Annotated in this window: 20 protein-coding genes and 1 tRNA gene; 10 read left to right on the plus strand and 11 right to left on the minus strand. The window is 68.7% G+C overall.

Annotated elements, in window-relative coordinates:
- Positions 1 to 47 precede the first annotated feature (47 nt).
- The 6 genes from AC3A5N_RS05035 to pepN all read right to left on the minus strand — a co-directional run bounded on the left by AC3A5N_RS05035 (position 48) and on the right by pepN (position 7,010).
- Complete coding sequence (locus tag AC3A5N_RS05035) at positions 48 to 584, minus strand: adenine phosphoribosyltransferase (protein WP_487736199.1); 537 nt, start codon at positions 582 to 584, stop codon at positions 48 to 50.
- A 76-nt stretch (positions 585 to 660) separates the two neighbouring features.
- A complete protein-coding gene (locus AC3A5N_RS05040) occupies positions 661 to 1,521 on the minus strand; it encodes a cytochrome c1 (protein ID WP_487736200.1) in 861 nt (286 codons plus the stop codon).
- A 22-nt stretch (positions 1,522 to 1,543) separates the two neighbouring features.
- Positions 1,544 to 2,836, minus strand: a complete 1,293-nt coding sequence (locus tag AC3A5N_RS05045; protein ID WP_487736201.1) for a cytochrome b — start codon at positions 2,834 to 2,836, stop codon at positions 1,544 to 1,546.
- A 17-nt stretch (positions 2,837 to 2,853) separates the two neighbouring features.
- A complete protein-coding gene (gene petA / locus AC3A5N_RS05050; protein WP_487736202.1) occupies positions 2,854 to 3,429 on the minus strand; it encodes a ubiquinol-cytochrome c reductase iron-sulfur subunit in 576 nt (191 codons plus the stop codon).
- Positions 3,430 to 3,610: 181 nt separating this feature from the next.
- Positions 3,611 to 4,312: a peptidoglycan editing factor PgeF gene (gene pgeF, locus AC3A5N_RS05055; protein WP_487736324.1), complete on the minus strand. Its 702-nt coding sequence runs from the start codon at positions 4,310 to 4,312 to the stop codon at positions 3,611 to 3,613.
- Positions 4,313 to 4,355: 43 nt separating this feature from the next.
- A complete protein-coding gene (gene pepN / locus AC3A5N_RS05060; protein ID WP_487736203.1) occupies positions 4,356 to 7,010 on the minus strand; it encodes an aminopeptidase N in 2,655 nt (884 codons plus the stop codon).
- Positions 7,011 to 7,062: 52 nt separating this feature from the next.
- Between pepN and AC3A5N_RS05065 the strand changes: the two genes are divergently transcribed.
- The gene (locus AC3A5N_RS05065) at positions 7,063 to 7,845 is read left to right on the plus strand and encodes a Rossmann-fold NAD(P)-binding domain-containing protein (RefSeq protein WP_487736204.1); all 783 of its coding nucleotides are present in this window, start codon (positions 7,063 to 7,065) and stop codon (positions 7,843 to 7,845) included.
- Position 7,846: 1 nt separating this feature from the next.
- Here the strand turns inward: AC3A5N_RS05065 and AC3A5N_RS05070 are convergent, their stop codons facing one another.
- Positions 7,847 to 8,767, minus strand: coding sequence for a DMT family transporter (locus AC3A5N_RS05070; protein ID WP_487736205.1), 921 nt, complete (start codon positions 8,765 to 8,767; stop codon positions 7,847 to 7,849).
- Positions 8,764 to 9,771, minus strand: a complete 1,008-nt coding sequence (locus AC3A5N_RS05075) for a threonine aldolase family protein (RefSeq protein ID WP_487736206.1) — start codon at positions 9,769 to 9,771, stop codon at positions 8,764 to 8,766. Before AC3A5N_RS05075 ends, AC3A5N_RS05070 begins: the two co-directional genes overlap by 4 nt.
- A 52-nt stretch (positions 9,772 to 9,823) precedes the next feature.
- Here AC3A5N_RS05075 and AC3A5N_RS05080 point away from each other — a divergent pair, with 52 nt between their 5' ends.
- On the plus strand, positions 9,824 to 10,144 hold the full coding sequence (locus AC3A5N_RS05080; RefSeq protein ID WP_487736207.1) for a GNAT family N-acetyltransferase: 321 nt from the start codon (positions 9,824 to 9,826) through the stop codon (positions 10,142 to 10,144).
- Here the strand turns inward: AC3A5N_RS05080 and AC3A5N_RS05085 are convergent.
- The 3 genes from AC3A5N_RS05085 to AC3A5N_RS05095 all read right to left on the minus strand — a co-directional run bounded on the left by AC3A5N_RS05085 (position 10,137) and on the right by AC3A5N_RS05095 (position 12,521).
- Positions 10,137 to 11,663: a PH domain-containing protein gene (locus tag AC3A5N_RS05085; RefSeq protein ID WP_487736208.1), complete on the minus strand. Its 1,527-nt coding sequence runs from the start codon at positions 11,661 to 11,663 to the stop codon at positions 10,137 to 10,139. The genes AC3A5N_RS05080 and AC3A5N_RS05085 overlap by 8 nt on opposite strands.
- Positions 11,660 to 12,127: a PH domain-containing protein gene (locus AC3A5N_RS05090; RefSeq protein ID WP_487736209.1), complete on the minus strand. Its 468-nt coding sequence runs from the start codon at positions 12,125 to 12,127 to the stop codon at positions 11,660 to 11,662. The genes AC3A5N_RS05085 and AC3A5N_RS05090 overlap by 4 nt, the downstream gene beginning before the upstream one ends.
- A gap of 319 nt (positions 12,128 to 12,446) precedes the next feature.
- A tRNA-Thr gene (locus AC3A5N_RS05095) sits at positions 12,447 to 12,521 on the minus strand.
- Positions 12,522 to 12,575: 54 nt separating this feature from the next.
- Here AC3A5N_RS05095 and AC3A5N_RS05100 point away from each other — a divergent pair.
- The 8 genes from AC3A5N_RS05100 (at position 12,576) to AC3A5N_RS05135 (ending at position 18,809) form a co-directional block, all read left to right on the plus strand.
- A complete protein-coding gene (locus AC3A5N_RS05100) occupies positions 12,576 to 12,773 on the plus strand; it encodes a hypothetical protein (RefSeq protein ID WP_487736329.1) in 198 nt (65 codons plus the stop codon).
- Positions 12,774 to 12,808: 35 nt separating this feature from the next.
- Entirely contained in the window at positions 12,809 to 13,495 is a 687-nt protein-coding gene (gene gpmA, locus AC3A5N_RS05105) for a 2,3-diphosphoglycerate-dependent phosphoglycerate mutase (protein WP_487736210.1), read from the plus strand.
- 1 nt (position 13,496) lies between these two features.
- Positions 13,497 to 13,988 carry a 5-(carboxyamino)imidazole ribonucleotide mutase gene (gene purE, locus AC3A5N_RS05110; protein WP_487736211.1) on the plus strand — a complete coding sequence of 164 codons (492 nt, stop codon included), beginning with the start codon at positions 13,497 to 13,499 and terminating at the stop codon, positions 13,986 to 13,988.
- A gap of 119 nt (positions 13,989 to 14,107) precedes the next feature.
- Complete coding sequence (locus tag AC3A5N_RS05115) at positions 14,108 to 15,163, plus strand: 5-(carboxyamino)imidazole ribonucleotide synthase (protein WP_487736212.1); 1,056 nt, start codon at positions 14,108 to 14,110, stop codon at positions 15,161 to 15,163.
- Positions 15,120 to 15,665 carry a dihydrofolate reductase gene (locus AC3A5N_RS05120; protein WP_487736213.1) on the plus strand — a complete coding sequence of 182 codons (546 nt, stop codon included), beginning with the start codon at positions 15,120 to 15,122 and terminating at the stop codon, positions 15,663 to 15,665. Before AC3A5N_RS05115 ends, AC3A5N_RS05120 begins: the two co-directional genes overlap by 44 nt.
- Complete coding sequence (locus AC3A5N_RS05125; RefSeq protein WP_487736214.1) at positions 15,662 to 16,843, plus strand: dipeptidase; 1,182 nt, start codon at positions 15,662 to 15,664, stop codon at positions 16,841 to 16,843. The genes AC3A5N_RS05120 and AC3A5N_RS05125 overlap by 4 nt, the downstream gene beginning before the upstream one ends.
- A complete protein-coding gene (locus AC3A5N_RS05130; RefSeq protein ID WP_487736215.1) occupies positions 16,840 to 17,766 on the plus strand; it encodes a bifunctional riboflavin kinase/FAD synthetase in 927 nt (308 codons plus the stop codon). Before AC3A5N_RS05125 ends, AC3A5N_RS05130 begins: the two co-directional genes overlap by 4 nt.
- Entirely contained in the window at positions 17,763 to 18,809 is a 1,047-nt protein-coding gene (locus AC3A5N_RS05135) for a glycerophosphodiester phosphodiesterase family protein (RefSeq protein ID WP_487736216.1), read from the plus strand. The genes AC3A5N_RS05130 and AC3A5N_RS05135 overlap by 4 nt, the downstream gene beginning before the upstream one ends.
- Positions 18,810 to 18,813 lie beyond the last annotated feature (4 nt).

An 18,813-nucleotide genomic window follows, 5' to 3' on the forward strand; every position in this document is an offset into this window, starting at 1 on the left:
TGAGCCGTCCTCGCACTAACAATGACGGGTGTCGCGGTTCTATCCCGCTATTCGCCCTCGAAGTCCATCAGTGCCTCGACTGCGACGCCCGCCGCGCGCAGCTTCTCGGCCCCGCCCAACTCGCGAAGATCGATCGCGAACAGCGCGTGTTCGACGCGCGCGCCGGCCTTGCGCAGCAGCTCCGCAGCCGCGAGCGCAGTGCCGCCGGTGGCGATGAGATCGTCCACGATCACCACGTTCTGGCACGGCATGATCGCGCCGGGATCGATCTCCAGCCGGTCGCTGCCGTATTCGAGCGCGTAGTCGATGCCGATCGTCGCGACGGGCAGCTTGCCCGGCTTGCGCACCGGCACGAAGCCGATCCCGAGCCGGACGGCGACGGCGGCCCCGAAGATGAAGCCACGCGCTTCCATGCCCGCGATCGCCTCCGCCCCGGCGGCGTGTGCGCGCTCCACCAGGTGTCCGACCGCCGCGGCAAAGCCTTCGCCGTGCGCGATCAGCGTGGTCACGTCGCGGAACTGGACGCCGCGCGCGGGGAAATCCGGCACCGTGCGGACCAGGGCCTTGAGGTCTTCGGGGCTCATCCGGTCCTCCCGAAATGAAAGCGCCCCTCGCATCGCCGGGATGGAGGGGCGCAATCGCGTTTGGCGGGCGAGGAGATCAGTCGTCCTTGCGCCCGGGCGTCGCGCTCGACCAGACCTGCTTCTTGGCGAAGAACGCGAGGATCGTCGCGAAGATCAGGAAGCCGAGCACCGGCCAGCCGGTCTGGCGCCGCTCGACCATCTTGGGTTCGGCGGTCCAGGTGAGGAAGGCGGCCACGTCGGCGGACATCTGACGGATGGTCGGCTGCGGGTTGCCTTCAGCATAAGTCACCTGACCGTCGGTGGTCAGCGGCGGCGCCATCGCCAGGTTGAGGTTCGGGAAGTACTGGTTGAAGTAGAGGCCCGTCGGCGTCTCGAAGTCCGGGAACTCCTGCGTCAGCTCGGCCGGGATCGCGCCGTACCCCGTCAGCAGCGAGTAGACGTACTCCGGCCCATGGTGACGCGCCTTGGTCATCAGCGAGAGATCGGGCGGAATCGCGTTGTTGTTCGCCGCAGCGGCCGCGACCGCGTTCGGATAGGGCGAGGGGAAATAGTCGGTCGGCAGGCCTGGGCGGAATGTCGCCTCGCCGGTGTTCGGATCGATGCCCGGCACCTGATAGTTCGCCGCTTCCGCCTTGATCTGCCCTTCGTCGTAGCCGAGCCCCGCGAGATCGCGGAAGGCGACGTACTTGAGGCTGTGGCAGGCCGCGCAGACTTCCTTGTAGACCTGGTAGCCGCGCTGAAGCTGCGCCACGTCCCAGGTGCCGAGCGGACCGTCATGCGCGAAGCCGCCTTCGGGGGCATGCGGTGCGATGTGGAACTCGTGCTCCGCAGTGGGCTGCGTCTCTTCGGTCGCCCAGGTGTAGGCGCCGGTCACGAAGGCTAGCAGCACGACGATGCTGAAGCCGAGACCGACGAGGATTGCGATAGGCCGGATCATTATGCGTCTCTTTCTCTCGTCCTCAGGTCGCGGGCGTCGTGTTTTCGCCGAGCACGGCCTTCTTGTCGGACCCCAGCACCGCTTCGGTGATCGAATAGGGCAGCGGCTCGGGCTTCTCGAACGAGGAGACCAGCGGCAGGATCACCAGGAAGTGGAGGAAGTAGTAAGCCGTCGCGAGCTGGCTGAGCATCACGTAGGGCTCTTCCGCCGGGGCGCCGCCGCAGTAGAACAGCACCGCCATCACCGGGATCAGACCGAACCAGAAGAACTTGCGGAACAGCGGGCGGTAGTGGCCGCTGCGCACCGGCGAACGGTCGAGCCAGGGCAGGAAGAACCAGATCAGGATCGCCGCGAACATCGCCAGCACGCCCCACAGCTTGGCCGGCAGGATGAAGTCCATCGTGAAGGCGCGCAGGATCGCGTAGAACGGCCAGAAATACCATTCGGGCACGATGTGCGCGGGGGTCGAGAGCGGGTTCGCCTCGATGTAGTTGTCCGGATGACCGAGGTAGTTCGGCAGGAAGAACAGCATCACCGCGAACAGGACCAGGACCACGCCCAGCCCGAACCCGTCCTTCGCCGTGTAGTACGGGTGGAACGGCACGGTGTCGCTCTCGCTCTTCACCTCGACGCCGGTCGGGTTCGACGAGCCCGGGATGTGCAGCGCCCAGATGTGCAGGATGACCACGCCGGCGATCACGAACGGCAGCAGGAAGTGCAGCGAGAAGAAGCGGTTGAGCGCCGCGTCATCCGGCGCGAAGCCGCCCAGCAGCCAGACCTGCAGCGGTTCGCCGACCACGGGGATCGCACCGAACAGGCCGGTGATGACCTTGGCGCCCCAGAAGCTCATCTGGCCCCACGGCAGGACGTAGCCCATGAACGCGGTCGCCATCATCAGCAGGAAGATCACCACGCCCAGCAGCCACACCATCTCGCGCGGCGCCTTGTAGGAGGAGTAGTAGAACCCGCGGAAGATGTGCAGGTAGATGACGATGAAGAAGAAGCTCGCGCCGTTGGCGTGAGCATAGCGCATCAGCCAGCCCCAGTTGACGTCGCGCATGATGTGCTCGACCTTGCCGAAGGCGACCGTCGCATCGGCCGCATAGTGCATCGCCAGCACCACGCCGGTGACGATCTGCAGCACGAGGAAGAACCCGGCGAGAACGCCGAAATTCCACATATAGTTGAGATTGCGCGGCACCGGATAGCCGGCGCCCACCGCGTTGTAGACGAGCCGCGGCAGAGGCAGCTTCTCGTCGAGGAATTTCATGACCGGATTGGCCGGAGTGTATTCCTTGGCCCAGGGGAAGCTCATGTTCTGTCTCTCGCTCCTCAGCCGACTTGGATGACGGTGTCGGAAGTGAATTCGTATTCCGGCACTTCGAGGTTCGTCGGCGCCGGGCCTTTGCGGATGCGCGCGGCCGTGTCGTAGTGCGAACCGTGGCAGGGGCAGAAGTAGCCGCCGAATTCGCCCTTGTTCTCACCCTCGGCGGCACCCAGCGGCACGCAGCCGAGGTGGGTGCAGACGCCCATCGTGACGAGCAGGTCCTGGTGCCCTTCCTTGGTCCGCTCGGCGAGGGTCTGCGGATCGCGCAACGAGGAGACGTTGACCGCGTTCGCCTCCGCGATCTCCTTGTCCGTCAGGCGGCGCACGAACAGCGGCTGCTTGCGGAAGACCGCCTTGATCGCCTGGCCCGGCTCGATCGCCGATACGTCGACTTCGGTGCTGCTTTCGGCGAGGACGTCGGCCGAAGGCGCCATCTGGCTGATCAGCGGATAGAGCACCGCCACCCCGCCGAAACCCGCGGCGCTGACCGCCGCGATGTTGATGAAGTCGCGCCGGCGGACCCCGTCATCGCCGTGTACGGCGACTGTATCGGGTGTCGCGGCGCCAGTCGTATCAGCCATTAGCCCTGCCTTGATTCAGACGTGTCTTGCCCGGATCCGACCCCGCTGCCGATGGAGAGAATCCCCACACAGCCGCAACCTGCGCAAGAGCAGGCGAGGCCCCCTGCGGTGCCGGTTTGCGCGGCCTGTAGACTCGAAAGCCAGCGCTGCCAACCGCCTTTTTGGAAATGCGGGAATGCCCTCAGCGTGCCATCCCCACGAGCGAGATCAGCCGGCCGTAAGTCGCCTCTCCCCGATGCGTTGCGCGGCGATAGGAGTAGAAGCGCGCGGGATCGGCATAAGTGTCGAGGCCGAGCGCATGGGCCGTGCCGACGCCTGCCGATTGCAGCTGCATGACGACGTAGCCGGGGAGGTCGAACTGCCAGCGGCCGGCCTTGCCGGGAGCGAAGAAGCGGGCATGCTCGTCCCCGAATTGCGCGCGGAAACTCTCGTCGACCTCGTAGCTCGGCTGCGCGATGCACGGGCCGACCGCCGCCGCGATCCGCGCGCGTTCGGCGCCGAGGGCCACCATGGCTTCGACCGTGTTCTCGATCACGCCGCCATGCGCCCCGCGCCAGCCGGCATGCGCCGCACCGACCACGCCCGCGGCGCGATCCGCCAGCAGGACCGGCGCGCAATCCGCGGTAACGACCCCGAGCAGGATTCCCGGCCGCCGCGTGACGAGCGCATCTGCGCGGGGGCGCCGGTCGTCGCCCCAAGGTTCCTCGACCACCGCGACATCGGGCGAATGGATCTGGTGGACGCTGACGAGCTCGGCGCCGGGCAGGACCGCCTCGGCCGCCAGCCGGCGGTTCTCGCGCACCGATTGCGGATCGTCATCCGCGCCGTAGCCGCATTGCAGCCCCGCGGCAGGCCCCGTCGAAACGCCCCCGCTGCGGGTCATGAACCCGTGCGGCACGCCGCCGAGCACCTCCGATCGCAGCGCCTCAGCCAAGCGAGCGGGTCACCTGCTCGCGGGTGTCGCGCGAGAGCCGCGGCGCGGCCGCGATCCGCTCGAGCTCCGCGCGCATCAGCGCCGCACGCCCCGGCTCCATGCGCCGCCAGCGGCCGAGCGGGGGCACGAAGCGCGCCGCCGTCTGGGCGTTGATCGGGTCGAGTTCGAGGATCAGGTCCGCGATCATGCGGTAGCCCTCGCCGCCCGCCGCATGGAACGCGTGCGGATTGCCCGCGAAGGCCATGTAGAGCGCGCGCACGCGGTTCGGATTGCGCAAGGTGAAGTCCTCGTGCCCCCGCAGCGCCTTGACGTGCTCGATCGCCTGCGGGTGGAGCGACATGGCCTGAAGGCTGAACCACTTGTCGATCACCAGCGGATTGTCGCGGTAACGGCGGTAGAAGTCGATCAACCGGTCGGTCCGCGCGGCGCTGGGGAGGCCGGCGATGACCATGAGCGCCCCCTGCCGATCGGTCATATTGTCGGACGCGTCGTACTGGTCCGCCGCGAGAGCCGCGGTCCGCTCCGGATCGCCAGCGGCAAGAAGCGAGAGCACCAGGGTCTTCACCTTGCGCGCGCCGCGTGCGACCCTGTCCAGGCTGTAAGGCATGGCACTGGCGCGCGCATGCATGCCCAGCAATTGGCCCCCCAGCTCGCCTGCCAGCCATGCCTTGAGGCTCTCGCGCTCGGCATGGATGCGGCCGGGATCGGCAACCAGCATCTGCTCGGCGAGGTAGGTCTCGCCCGGTAGCACCATGAGCTCGCCGCGCATGAGGTCGTCGAGCGCCGGATCGGCCAGGATCGCGGACAATGCCTCGCGGATCGCCGTGCGGCCCTCGCCCCGCTCTCCCTCGTCGAGCCCCTCGCCGGCAGCCGCCACGAGATGGCCGACGACCAGCTCCTGCATCGCCTCCGACCGCGCGAAAGCGTCGTCGTCGCGCGCTGCGAGGAACACGAGATCCTCCCGCGGAACGTGCCGCTCGATCGACACCGGGGCGGAGAAGCTGCGGTTGATCGACAGCACCGGCGGCTGCGCGAAGCCCTCGAACGCGATGGTCTTCTCGGCCCCTTCGAGCATGACGAGCTGCTCGCCCCCGTGCCTGCCGGTCTCACGGTCGAACAGCGCGAGCTTGAGCGGGATCGGCATCGGGTGCTTGGCCGGCTGGCCGGGCGTCGGCGGCACTTGCTGGCGCAGCGTGAGCGTCGCGACATCGCCTTCATGCGACAGGTCGGCGCTCACCTTGGGCGTGCCCGCCTGCGAATACCACAGGCGGAACTTGGTGAGGTCGAGCCCCGCGCCGTCTTCCATCGCTCTGACGAAATCCTCGCAGGTCGCCGCTTCGCCGTCGTGGCGGTCGAAGTAGAGATCGGTGCCCTGCCGGAATGCCTGAGGCCCGGCCATGGTCCGCATCATGCGGATCACTTCGGCGCCCTTGTTGTAGATCGTCGCGGTGTAGAAGTTGGAGATCTCGCGGAAGCTGTCGGGCCGGATCGGATGTGCGAGGGGCCCCGAATCCTCGGGGAACTGGATCGAGCGGAGCACGCGCACGTCCTCGATCCGCTTGACCGCCTCGCCCTGCATGTCCTGACTGAAGAGCTGGTCGCGCAGGACCGTGAAGCCCTCCTTCAGCGAGAGCTGGAACCAGTCGCGGCAGGTCACGCGGTTGCCGGACCAGTTGTGGAAGTATTCGTGCGCGATTACCCCCTCGATCGCGTCGAAATCGCCGTCGGTCGCGGTTTCGGGGTCGGCCAGCACGTACTTCGTGTTGAAGACGTTGAGGCCCTTGTTCTCCATCGCGCCCATGTTGAAATCGCCGACGGCGACGATGTTGAACAGGTCGAGATCGTATTCGCGGCCGAACACCTCCTCGTCCCATTTCATCGACTTCTTGAGCGATTCCATCGCATGGCCGGTGCGCGGCAGGTCGTCGGCGCGAACCCAGACGTTGAGCGCGACCTCGCGGCCGCCCATCGTGGTGAAGCTGTCCGAACGGGCGACGAGATCGCCCGCGACGAGAGCGAAGAGATAGCTCGGCTTGGGCCAGGGATCGTGCCACTCGGCCCAGTGCCGTCCGCCCTCGCCCTCCCCTTCGGCGACCTTGTTGCCGTTCGACAGAAGTACGGGGAACTGCGCCCTGGGCCCTTCCATACGCACGCGGTAGATCGAGAGCACGTCGGGCCGATCGGGGAAGAACGTGATGCGGCGGAAACCCTCAGCCTCGCACTGCGTGCAGAGCATGCCGTTCGAGGCGTAAAGGCCCATGAGCTGCGAGTTGGCGGACGGGTCGATCCCGGTAACGATTGCGACCTCGTGCGCCTCGCCCGGCAGAGGGAGCATCAGATCGCCGCCGTCCATGGTCCAGTCGTTCACGAGCTCGCCGTCGACCGCAACCGAGAGCGGCTGCAGCCCGTCGCCGTTGAGGCGGATGATCGGCGACGCGTCGGCGCCGGCGTTGCGCGCGACGGTGAGCCTTGCGGTCACTCTGGTCTCCTCGACCCCGAGATCGAAATCGAGCGCGATTTCAGGCACCAGCCAGGGAAACGGCCGATAATCCTCGCGCCGGATCAGCGGCGGATCCTTCGGCTCGGGCGCGGCGTCGGCGAGCTGCGGATTTCCGTCGGGCGTGGAGGGTGTGCGTGCGATGTCCATGGCGATCCTCCTAGGCGGTTTCGCTGCGGGCGTCATCGGGTAGAACGCGGGCATGGATAGGATGTTCATTTTCGGCCTCGGCTACACCGCCAGCCGTGTCGCCCGCGCGCTGGAAGGCCGGGGCTGGGCGGTGATGGGCACCGGGCGCCACGGGGCGCTCGCCTTCGACGACGAGGCTGCGGTCCGCTCTGCGCTGGCGCAGGCGACGCATGTCCTCTCCTCGGTGCCGCCGGCAAACGAGGGCGATCCGGTGCTTGCCCGCTACGCCGATTTGCTGGGTGATCGATGGACGGGCTACCTGTCCTCAACGGGGGTCTACGGGCACACAAGGGGCGCCTGGGTCGACGAGAGCGCGCCTGTCGGTGCCGGCCGGCGCACTGCGCGCGCAGAGGCCGACGCGGCGTGGCTGGCACGCGGCGCGCGGGTGTTTCGCCTGCCCGGCATCTATGGCCCGGGGCGGAGTGCGCTCGACCGCGTGCGCGAGGGCAAGGCGCACCGGATCGACGTGCCGGGCCAGGTGTTCAGCCGCATCCATGTCGACGACATCGTCTCGGGCGTGCTCGCCGCGCTGGTTTCTGGCGACGGGGCCCCGCCTGGCGCCTACAACCTCGCCGACGACCTGCCGGCGAGTCAGAACGCCGTGATCGAGGAAGCCTGCCGCCTGCTCGGGCGGGACCCGCCGCCGGTGCAGTCGCTCGACGAAGCGGGCCTGTCGGCCGCGGCGCGCGCTTTCTATGGCGAGAGCCGCCGCGTCGCGAACGGCAAGGCCAGGCGCGTGCTGGGCTGGCGGCCGCGTTATCCGACCTATCGGGAGGGGCTTGCGAGCCTGGCTTGAATCAGACCTGCCGCGCCCGCAGGGCCAGGATCATGCCCGCGGTGCCCAGAACCGCACCGGCGGCGGCCAGCAGCGACCACTGATAGCCTTCCACCACGGTCGAGATCAGCATGGCGATGACGATCACCAGCACGCCGTTGTACGCCGCGCGCCCGGCGCCGATCTGGCGCACGATCGTGTAGTAGAGCGGGAACGTCACCACCGATCCCGCAAAGGCGAGCCAGGCGGTCCCGGCCCAGAACGCGGGCGCGGTGGGGAAGACGGGCGGTCCCGCGGCGACCCAAGCGATCGCCACGTCGAAGGCGGTGCCGTAGAGCATCGACCAGGCGAGCAGGCTGACCATCGGCACCGCGCGCCCGGTCTCGTTCCCCTGGATGACATTGGCGACCGAGGCCGAGAGGATGCCGCCCACCGCCAGCAGCACGCCGAGGATCACGTTCCCGCCGAGCGGCGAGATTCGCGCCTCGTGCAGCAGGAGCAGCGCGATACCCGCGATCGCGACCGCGCTGCCGAGGAGGAACCGCCCCGTCACCTGCTGCCCGAGCAGCCAGCGGCCGAGCAGAGCGTTGGGCACCATGAGCATGCCGAACATCACCGCGACCACGCCCGAGGTCAGGTGCAGCTCCGCCCGGTAGACGAAATTGAAGTTGCCGCAGAACTGCGTCAGGCCGATCAGCAGCGCGAGCACGTGGCCTGCGCGCCCGACGCGCAGGCTCCGCCGCATCAGCAGCGCCACCGCGAACATCGCCGGCGTCGCGAGCGCAAAGCGGTAGGCGACCGACCAGCTCGCCGGCACGGCATCGATCTGCCCGGTGATGACGTACCAGGTCGATCCCCAGATCAGCGCGACGAGGGCGAAGGGCAGCGCGATTCGCAGGCGCAGCAGCGCGTGCGGCTTCGCTCCCTCCGCGGTTTCGCTCACAGGCCGGCGATCGCGCGCGCCAGCGCCGCCGCGGCGGCGGGATCGCTGTTCCAGGCGGTGACGAAGCGCGCGGCATCGGCGCCCCAGTCGTAGAAAGCGAAGCCCTGCGTGCGCAGCGCCTCGCGCTCGGTCGGCGTAAGCCGCACGAACAGCTCGTTCGCCTCGACCGGATGCATCAGCCGCTCGCCGCAGGCCGAGGCGATCTCGCGCGCGGCAGCGTTGGCCGCGCGCGCGTTGCCCAGCCACAAGTCGCCTTCGAGCATCGCCAGCAATTGCGCCGCGAGAAACCGCCCCTTCGACTGCAAATGCCCCGCCCGCTTGCGGCGGTAGCGCGCCAGATCGGCGGCGGCGGGATCGAAGAACACGATCGCCTCTGCGCTCATCGCGCCGTTCTTGATGCAGCCGAAGCTCAGCGCGTCGGCAGGGCCAACCGCCTCTGCCGGCGAGCAGCCGAGGAAGGCGACCGCATTGCCGAAGCGCGCGCCGTCGACGTGCAGGCCAAGGCCGCGCTCCTTCGCCAGTGCCCCGATCGCGGCGAGCTCGTCCGGCCGATAGCAGCAGCCGTATTCGCTCGCCTGGGTGACGGAGATCGCATGCGGCTGCACCTGGTGGACGTCGTCGCGGATCGGGTCGATCACCGCGCGAATCGCCTCGGGGGTGAGCTTCGCGGCCTTGCCCTCGGCCAGCAGCAGCTTCGCGCCGTGCAGGTAGAAGCCGGGCGCCCCGCCCTCGTCCACCTCGATATGCGCCTCGCGGTGGCAGACGACGCCGCCGTGCGGCTGGACCAGCGTGGCGAGCGCCAGGCAGTTGGCGGCCGTTCCCGTCGCGGCCCAGATCGCCGCGCAGTCGCGGCCGAACAGCGCCGAGAACGCCTCGTCCAGCCGCTGCGACAGCGCATCGCCATCGTAAGGCGAATCGGGCACGTCAGCGGCGCGCATGGCGTCCCACACCTTCGGGTGGACCGCGGCGGCGTTATCGGAGAGGAACTGCTTGGCGCTGGACATGGCGGAACGCGTCTAGCCGCCGCAGCGTTCAGCGCAAGGAGGAGCGACATCCATGACGATCGAAGGTCTCGAGATTACCCGGCACCCTGGCCCGGGCGATGCGCCGGTTCACGGCGAATATCGCGCGCACGTGCCAGGCAGCGAGCACGTCGGGCGGCTGACGTGGAAAGCGCGTGGCAATGCGCGGATCGCCGACCATACGCTGGTCCCGCCCGAGATCGGCGGGCGCGGCGTCGCGGCGGCGCTGGTCGAGGCGCTGATCGCCGACGCGAAGGCGGAAGGCTTCACGATCGAGCCGCAATGCTCCTACGTCGAAGCGCAGTTCCGGCGCCATCCCGAATGGGCTGCCTTGCGCGCGCCGACCGCTAGTTGATTCGGGAGAAGTCCTGCGCGGTGATGCTGTGCAGAATCGCCGCGCGCAGCTCCCGCGCCCGGGCGAGCGGTATCCCCTCGATCGCCAGCTTCCCACCGGCAAGGCCGAGGTGCAAGGTCGCATAGCCGCGCCGGCGGGCGATCGGCCCTTGCGCGATCTCGGCCGAGTGCAGCTTGACGCGCGAGGCGACGTCGGTGCGCGGCGCCAGCCAGCCATGCCGCGCATAGACCTGCGCCTCGTCGAGCGTATGCCGCTCGAACCGCCAGAGAAACCATTGCCATGCCGCCAGCGGCAGCGCGATGCCCAGCGGGATCAGTGCGAGGAGCGGGCTGGCGGCGCCCGTGGCCGAGAGCGCGACCAGCACCGCGAGCGCGATTCCCCCTGCGACCACGCCTGCCAGCAGCGCGGAATCGATGCGATAGCGCGCTCCGGCGCGGTGCCAGTCGAGGTCCTCGGTCGGCATCGCGAAACCCGCGGCGCGCGCGATCGGTTCAAGCTCGTGCCACTTAGCGAAAGGCGCGACATCGTGGCTCGATGCGCCGGCGTCCTGTGCGAGGCTGACGAACTTGAGGCCGTGCCAGCCGAACCGGCGGCGGACGATCCCCGTGCCGAACGCGAGCGCCTGCACGCGGTGTGCGGGCATGACCACGTCGGTGCGGGTGAGCAATCCGCGGCGGCGGCGGAAGCCTTTGGCGGTCCGCTCCAGCGTGAAGCCCCAGTCGCGCAGCACGGTGCGGACGAGGCCGGTGGCGAAGCCGAGCAGGAGCAGCGAACCCGCCGCGATGATCCCGCCGACGATCTGCGCCGTTCGCCCAAGGCCCGAGAGCCAGGAACCCGGCCCTGCAAGCCGTTCCTGCCACTCGTCGAAGTCCCACGGATCGAACGGAAGGAAGAAGTCGAACTGCTGCACCGCACCCGCGACGACGGCGACGACCGCGAGCGAGAATTCGAACAGCCCGAAGGTAACGAGCCGGCGCGGCGCCATCGCGAACAGGACTTCGGCGGCCGGCTCGCCTGCGCCAGCTTCGGCCTCGCCCGGTGCGGCGGCCGCATCGTCCCTGCGCTCGCGCACGACTTCGCGCAGCCGCTCGCCTTCGGCTTCCTTGAGATAGGCGAGCTTGAGCTCGTCCTTGCCGCCGGCGCCCGTCTCGAAGCGCACCTCGACCAGGCCAAGCAGGCGCGCGAGCGGCCCCTGCTCGAGACTGACGTCCTGTATCCGCTCGTAAGGCACCGAACGTGCCGCGCGGCTGAGAACGCCGCTCTCGACCCGGATGTCCTCCATGCCGACGCGGTACGTCAGCCGGTGCCACTGGAGCCAGGCCACGAACACGATCGCCCCCAGCAGCACGAGTGCGAGCGGCACTGCAGCGAGCAGCCAGTGCCCCTGGTCGCGCAGGACGAAGATCATCGCGATCGCGGCGGGGATCGCCTGCCGCAGGCCCGAGATCGCGCTCAGGACCAGACCCGCGGGCTCGGTCCGCCGTTCGCCGATTTCGGAAGTGTCCGCCGGCTCGTTCACATCGTGTCGCGCCTGATCTGCGCCCGGATCGTCTCACGCATCGCCCGCGCGTCGGCATCGGCCAGGCCCGGCAGCGAGACCGAGGCGTTGTGCGAGCCCGCGGTGTGGAGGGTAAGCGTCGCGAGGCCATAGGCGCGCTCCAGCGGCCCCTGATGAACGTCGATATGCTGGACCCGCCCGAACGGCACCACGGTGTCCGAGCGGAACCACAGCCCGCGCACGACCCGCAGCCGGTCCTCACCCATGACATAGCCGCGCGCCATGTAGCGCCGCATGGGCGCCCGGATCACGATCAGCACTGCGGCAAGCAGCACCGGCACGATAAATACGCCGGTGGGCAGGAAGCCGGCGACTTCCAGCACGAGCGCGCCGATCACAAAGGGAACCGCGGCAAGCAGCGTTGCCACCCGCATCGCCTTGACGTGGTTCGGATGCAGCGGGGTCAACGCGTCGCTTTCGTCCATGGTGCATTACATGGCTAAGACGGTGGCTGGGAGCAAGGGTACTTTTGCTTTACGCGCGCCCATCCGGGCGCGCGTCCTCGCGGCTATTCCTCCCTTCGGTCGGGCCGCTGCGGGCGGCCGGTCGGCCTTGCGGTCGGCTGGTCGCCGACCGGACCTTTCCCCGGCCATTTCTGTCTGGCGAATTCTCGGGCTGCAATCAGCAGCCCGCAAGCGCGACCGCGCGCCCGCAGCGACCGGAGGGAGCGAGGATAGCCAAGTGAGCGAATGCGAACGCCGGCGTTTGAGGCGAAACAAAAACCATTCTTGCCTGCGGCAAGAATGGTGCTGCTGGGGAGGATTGAACTCCCGACCTCACCCTTACCAAGGGTGCGCTCTACCACTGAGCTACAGCAGCGTTCGGAGAAGCGGGCGCGCTATTGTCGTCCCCTAGGGGAAAGTCAAGCCAAGCTTGAGCCAGCGCGCAATTGGCGGCAAGGGGTTTCGCATGACCGAAGGAGCCGGCAAGAATCTGTCGCGCGAGGAGCGTCTCGCGGCCAAGCTGCGCGAGAACCTGCGCCGCCGTAAAGCCCAGTCGCGTGAATTGCGCACCGCCCCGCCGGGCGAATCGGGTGAGAGCGGGCTTTCCAAGCCGGATACGAAAAGCTAACCGCACTCGCTCCCGAACGCATGAGGAGCCTTTCCTTGCCGACGCTCATTCTCGTCCGCCATGGCCAGAGCCAGTGGAACCTCGAAAATCGCTTCACCGGCTGGTGGGATGTCGACCTGACCGAGAAAGGCGTCGCCGAAGCGATTGCGGCAGGCGAGCTGCTGGCCGAGAAGGGGGTGCTGCCGACCTGCGCCTTCACCTCGCTCCAGACCCGCGCGATCAAGACGCTGCACCTTGCGCTGGAAGCCTGCGGGCGGCTGTGGATCCCCGAGACCAAGGACTGGCGCCTCAACGAGCGGCACTACGGCGGCCTGACCGGGCTCGACAAGCAGGAGATGCGCGAGCGGCACGGCGACGAGCAGGTCCATATCTGGCGCCGCAGCTTCGACACCCCGCCGCCGGTGATGGAAGAGGGCACGGACTACGATCTTGCCGCCGATCCGCGCTACGCCGGGATCGCGGTGCCGCGGACCGAAAGCCTCAAGCTCACGATCGAGCGCGTGCTGCCCTATTGGGAAGGCGAGATCCTGCCCGTGCTTGCGAGCGGCGAGACGGTGATCGTCTCCGCCCACGGCAATTCGCTGCGCGCGCTGGTCAAGCATCTCTCGAACATTTCGGACGAGGACATCACCGGGCTCGAGATCCCGACCGGTCAGCCGATCGTCTACGAATTCGACGCCGCGATGACGCCGGGCGAGCGCCACTACCTGAAGGACCGCTGAAATGCCTGCCGGGGGAGCCAAAGTCGCCATCGTCATGGGCAGCCAGTCCGACTGGCCGACCATGAAATGCGCCGCCGAGGTGCTGGACGAGCTCGGGGTGGAATACGAGGCGCGGATCGTCTCGGCCCACCGCACGCCCGATCGCATGTACGAATTCGCAAAAAGTGCAGCGGACCAGGGCCTTCAGGTGATCGTTGCCGGCGCCGGCGGTGCGGCGCACCTCCCGGGCATGCTGAGCGCGCTGACGCACCTGCCGGTGCTCGGCGTGCCGGTCGAATCGAAGGCGCTCTCGGGCCAGGACAGCCTGCTCTCGATCGTGCAGATGCCCGCCGGGGTGCCGACGGGGACGCTGGCGATCGGCAAGGCGGGCGCGACCAACGCCGGGCTGCTGGCCGCAGCGATCCTCGCGCTGTCCGACGCGGAGCTCTCGCGGCGCCTGCAGGACTGGCGCGCCACACGCAGCGCCGCGGTGGGCGAAAGGCCGGTGGATTGAGGCACGCCTCGTTTCCGTTCATCCCGCGCTTGTCGAAGGGCCGCTTTTTCCTTTAGCGCACCGCCACGCAAGAACGGCCCCGGCGAGCCCGGGCGCAAACGGATGAGGGAAGTGAGAGTTTGATCCTGCCAGGCGCGACAATCGGCATTCTCGGGGGCGGCCAGCTTGGCCGGATGATCGCCATCGCAGCCGCGCAACTCGGCTATCGCTGCCATGTCTTCGCGCCGGGCCGCGAGAGCGTCGCCGCGGAAGTCAGCGCCGATTTCACTTGCGCCCCCTGGACCGATGCCGCCGCGCTCGCCCAATTCGCCGCCGGATGCGACGTGGTGACCTGGGAATTCGAGAACGTGCCGGTCGGCCCGCTCGCCGCCATCGAGACGCTGCTCGCGCCCCACCCGCGTGCGCTGGAAACGGCGCAGGACCGGCTCAAGGAAAAGCGCTTCGTCGAAAGCCTCGGCGGCACGCCCGCAGCCTATGCGCCGGTCGATACGGCCGAGGAGCTCGCGGCCGCAGTCGACCGCATCGGAGCGCCGGGCATCCTCAAGACGCGGCGCGACGGCTACGACGGCAAGGGCCAGTGGCGCATCCAGACGGCGCGCGATGCCGACGCGATCCGCCTGCCGGGCGCGCCGACGATCTACGAAGGTTTCGTCGAGTTCACGGCCGAGTTCTCGGTGATCCTCGTGCGGGGGCACGACGGCGAGGTGCGGTTCTGGGACAGCGCCGAGAACACCCACGTCGGCGGCATCCTCGCGACCTCAGCCCTGCCGGCGGGGGAGGCTATCGCCGCGCAAGTCGCGCCGGCGCGCGAGCTTGCTGCGCGCGTGGCCGAAGCGCTGGGCTACGTCGGCGTTCTGACGCTAGAATTCTTCGCGACCCGCGAGGGGCCGGTGTTCAACGAAATGGCGCCGCGCGTGCACAATTCCGGACACTGGACGATCGAGGGCGCGGCGGCGAGCCAGTTCGAAAACCACGTGCGCGCGATCTGCGGCCTGCCGCTGGGCGACACCGCGACCACCGCGGCGCAGATCGTCATGACTAACGTGATCGGCGAGGACGCGAACAGCGCGCACGAATGCCTCGCCGAACCGGGCGCGCATCTGCACCTCTACGGCAAGCGCCAGGCACGCGATGGCCGCAAGATGGGCCACGTCACTCGGATCGAGCAGCGGTGACGCGGGCGTGACGCAGAGCCTGTTCTGCATCTATGCACGCGCGGCGAACGGGGTGATCGGCGACGCAGGCGCCCTGCCCTGGCACATTCCGGCAGATCTCAAGCGCTTCAAGGCGCTGACCCTCGGCAAGCCGATGATCATGGGCCGCAAGACCTTCGAGAGCCTGCCCGGCGTGCTTCCGGGCCGCCGCCATATCGTGCTGACCCGCCGCACCGACTGGAATGCGGCCGGCGCCGAGATCGCCGTATCGCCCGAGGACGCACTCGCACTGGCAGGCGACGGGGAGATCGCGGTGATCGGAGGGGCGGCGATTTTCGACTTGTTCCTGCCGCTCTCCGAGCGGGTCGAACTGACCGAGATCCATGCCGATTACGCGGGCGATACGGTCATGCCGCCGCTCGGGCCGGAATGGCGGGAAACGGCGCGCAAGGCGCATGCGGCGGAAGACGGCCGGCCCGCGTTCGATTTCGTTACGCTGCGGAGAGGGGGATCCGGGGAATGAAGCGCAAGATCGCATGGGGCGCGCTGGCGCTGGTCGTGCTCGCGGCAATCGCGTTCTTCGGCTTCGCGCCGGGGATGATCGAGCGCGGCATGAACAAGGTCGACGGCCAGCCGCTGATCCCCGTCTCAGATGAGGCGGAGGCGCTCCATGCGACGCTGACGATCGTCGATCTCCATTCGGACACGCTGCTGTGGGACCGCGACCTGCTCGACCGCGCTTCCCACGGGCACGAGGACCTGCCGCGAATGGAGGACGGCAACGTCGCGTTGCAGGTCTTCTCCAGCGTGACCAAGACCCCCAAGGACCAGAACTACGACGCGAACAGCGCCGAGACCGACAACATCACTGCGCTGACGATCGCCCAGCTCCAGCCGATCCGCACCTGGACCTCGCTGCTCCAGCGGTCGCTCTACCACGGCGAGAAGCTCGACCGCGCGGTCGCCGGATCGGACGGGCGCCTGATGAAAGTCGCGCAGCCGCAGGACGTGCAGTCGCTGCTCGCCCGCCGCGGCGGCGCGCCGACTCCGGTCGGGGCCATGCTCAGCATCGAGGGGCTGCAGAACCTCGAAGGCGATCTCGGCAATCTCGACCGGCTCCACGCGGCGGGCTTCCGCATGGCGGGATTGACGCACTTCTTCGACAACGATCTCGCCGGTTCGATGCACGGGATCGAGAAAGGCGGTCTGACGGCCAAAGGGCGCGAGGCGATCCGCCGGATGGAAGCGATCGGGATGATCGTCGACATCGCGCACTGCAGCCATGCCTGCGTCGCCGACATTCTTGCGATGGCGCAGCGCCCGATCGTTTCCAGCCACGGCGGCGTGCAGGCGACCTGCCAGGTCAACCGCAACCTTTCGGACGAGGAAATCCGCGGCGTCGCGCGCACCGGCGGGGTGATCGGCGTGGGCTACTGGGACGCAGCGGTCTGCGGAACCAGCCCGCGCGATGCCGCCCGCCCGATGAAGCACGTGCGCGATCTCGTCGGGATCGAGCATGTCGCGCTCGGCAGCGATTACGACGGCGCCACCACCGTGCGCTTCGACACCTCGCAGCTCGTGCAGGTGACACAGGCGCTGCTCGACGAAGGCTTCACCCCCGAAGAGGTCCGCGCGGCGATGGGCGGCAACGCCCTGCGCGTGCTGCGCGCGGGGATTGCATCGCAGGAACCCGCGGCATGAGGTGGCTCGACCATCGCGAACGGATTCCCGAGCCCTTGCGCGGCGCGATCATTGCGCTGGGCAACTTCGACGGCTTCCACAAGGGCCATCAGGCGGTCGCGCACGAGGCGATAGAATGGGCGCGGGCCGAGGGCCGGCCGGCAATCATCGCTACTTTCGATCCGCACCCGGTGCGCTTCTTCAAGCCCGAAGTGCCCCCCTTTCGCCTGACCACGCTGGAGCAGCGGCAGGAGCTCTATCTCGCTGCGGGCGCAACGGCGATGCTGGTGTTCCACTTCGATGCCGAACTGGCGAACACCACGGCCGAGGACTTCGTGCGCGTGCTGCTCGCCGACAGGCTCGGCGTCGCGGGCGTGGTGACCGGCGAGGACTTCACCTTCGGCAAAGGGCGCGCGGGCGATCGCGCGCGGCTGGCCGAGCTCGGGCGCGAGGCCGGCATCGCCGCGCGCGCGGTGCAGCCGGTGATGGAAGGCGGCGCGCCGGTCTCCTCCAGCCGCATTCGCGAGGCGCTGCGCGAGGGCGACCCGCGGGGCGCCACCATGCTCCTCACGCGACCCTTCGCGATTCGCGGCGTGGTCGAGCACGGCGACAAGCGCGGGCGCGATATCGGCTACCCGACCGCGAACCTCGCGATCGAGAACTACCTGCGGCCCCGGTTCGGCATCTATGCGGTAACCGGCCGCGTGCTCGCCACCGGCCAGGTGCTGAAGGGCGCGGCCAACATCGGCGTGCGCCCGCAGTTCGAGCCGCCCAAGGAGCTGCTGGAGCCGCATTTCTTCGATTTCGCCGGCGATCTCTACGGCCAGGAAATCGAAATCGCCTTCCGCCACTTCCTACGGCCCGAGGCGAAGTTCGATTCGCTCGATGCCATGGTCGCGCAGATCGAGCGCGACTGCGACCAGGCGCGGGAGCTGCTCGGGTGAAGCGCTGGCTGCGGTATCTCACCTTCGCCCTTGCCTTGGCCTTCCTCGTGCTGACAATCGTCAATGCGAGCTGGCTCGCGCCGGAGCCGAAGGGCGCGGTCAAGGTGATCGCGCACCGCGGAATCCATCAGCTCTACGACCATGCCGGCGTCGGGCGTGACACCTGCACCGCCGACAGGATCGAGCCCCCGGCGCACGACTATCTCGAGAACACGACCCGCTCGATCGCCCGTGCCGCGAGGTTCGGCGCCCACATGATCGAGGTCGACATCGCGCCCACGGCAGACGGGCAGATCGCGGTATTCCACGACTGGACGGTCGACTGCCGCACCGACGGCACGGGCGAGGTCCGCGACCTGACAATGGCCGAGCTCAAGGCGCTCGACGCGGGCTACGGCTACACGGCTGACGGAGGCAAGACCTACCCGTTCAGGGGACAAGGCATCGGCGCGATTCCGACGTTGGAGGAGGCGATCAAGGCTGCCGGCCGGGCGCGGCTGCTCTACAACTTCAAGAGCAAGGAGCCGGCCGAGGCCGATCTGCTCGCCGCAGCGCTCGAGGCGGCCGGCCGCGACCCCGTGGCGGCGGGCGACGCATTCTACGGCGACGCCGCCAACGTCGCGCGAATCAGGGAACACTATCCCGACGCCTGGGCCTTCTCGATCGAGGGGGCGAAGGAATGCACCAGGGCCTACCTGCTATCGGGCTGGTTCGGGATCGTGCCCGAGGCATGCGAGGACGGCACGCTGATGATCCCGCTCGACCGGCAATGGCTCTTCGCCGGCTGGCCCAACCGCCTGATCACGCGGATGGAGGAGACCGGCGCGCATGTGATCGTGATCGGCCCGCGCGCGGAAGACCGGCCCACCGGTCTCGACCTGCCCGAGCAGCTCGGCGAGATCCCGGCAAGCTTCAACGGCTATGCCTGGGTGGAGGACAGCTTCACCGTCGTGCCCGTCCTCATCAACCGGTTCGACAACCGCAGCCAGGCCGAGATCGACGCGGCGCAGGCCTCGCTGGAGCGCCGCCGGGCCGAGCGTTGACGCG

The sequence above is a fragment of the Pelagerythrobacter sp. Soil_C_18 genome (assembly GCF_057657235.1).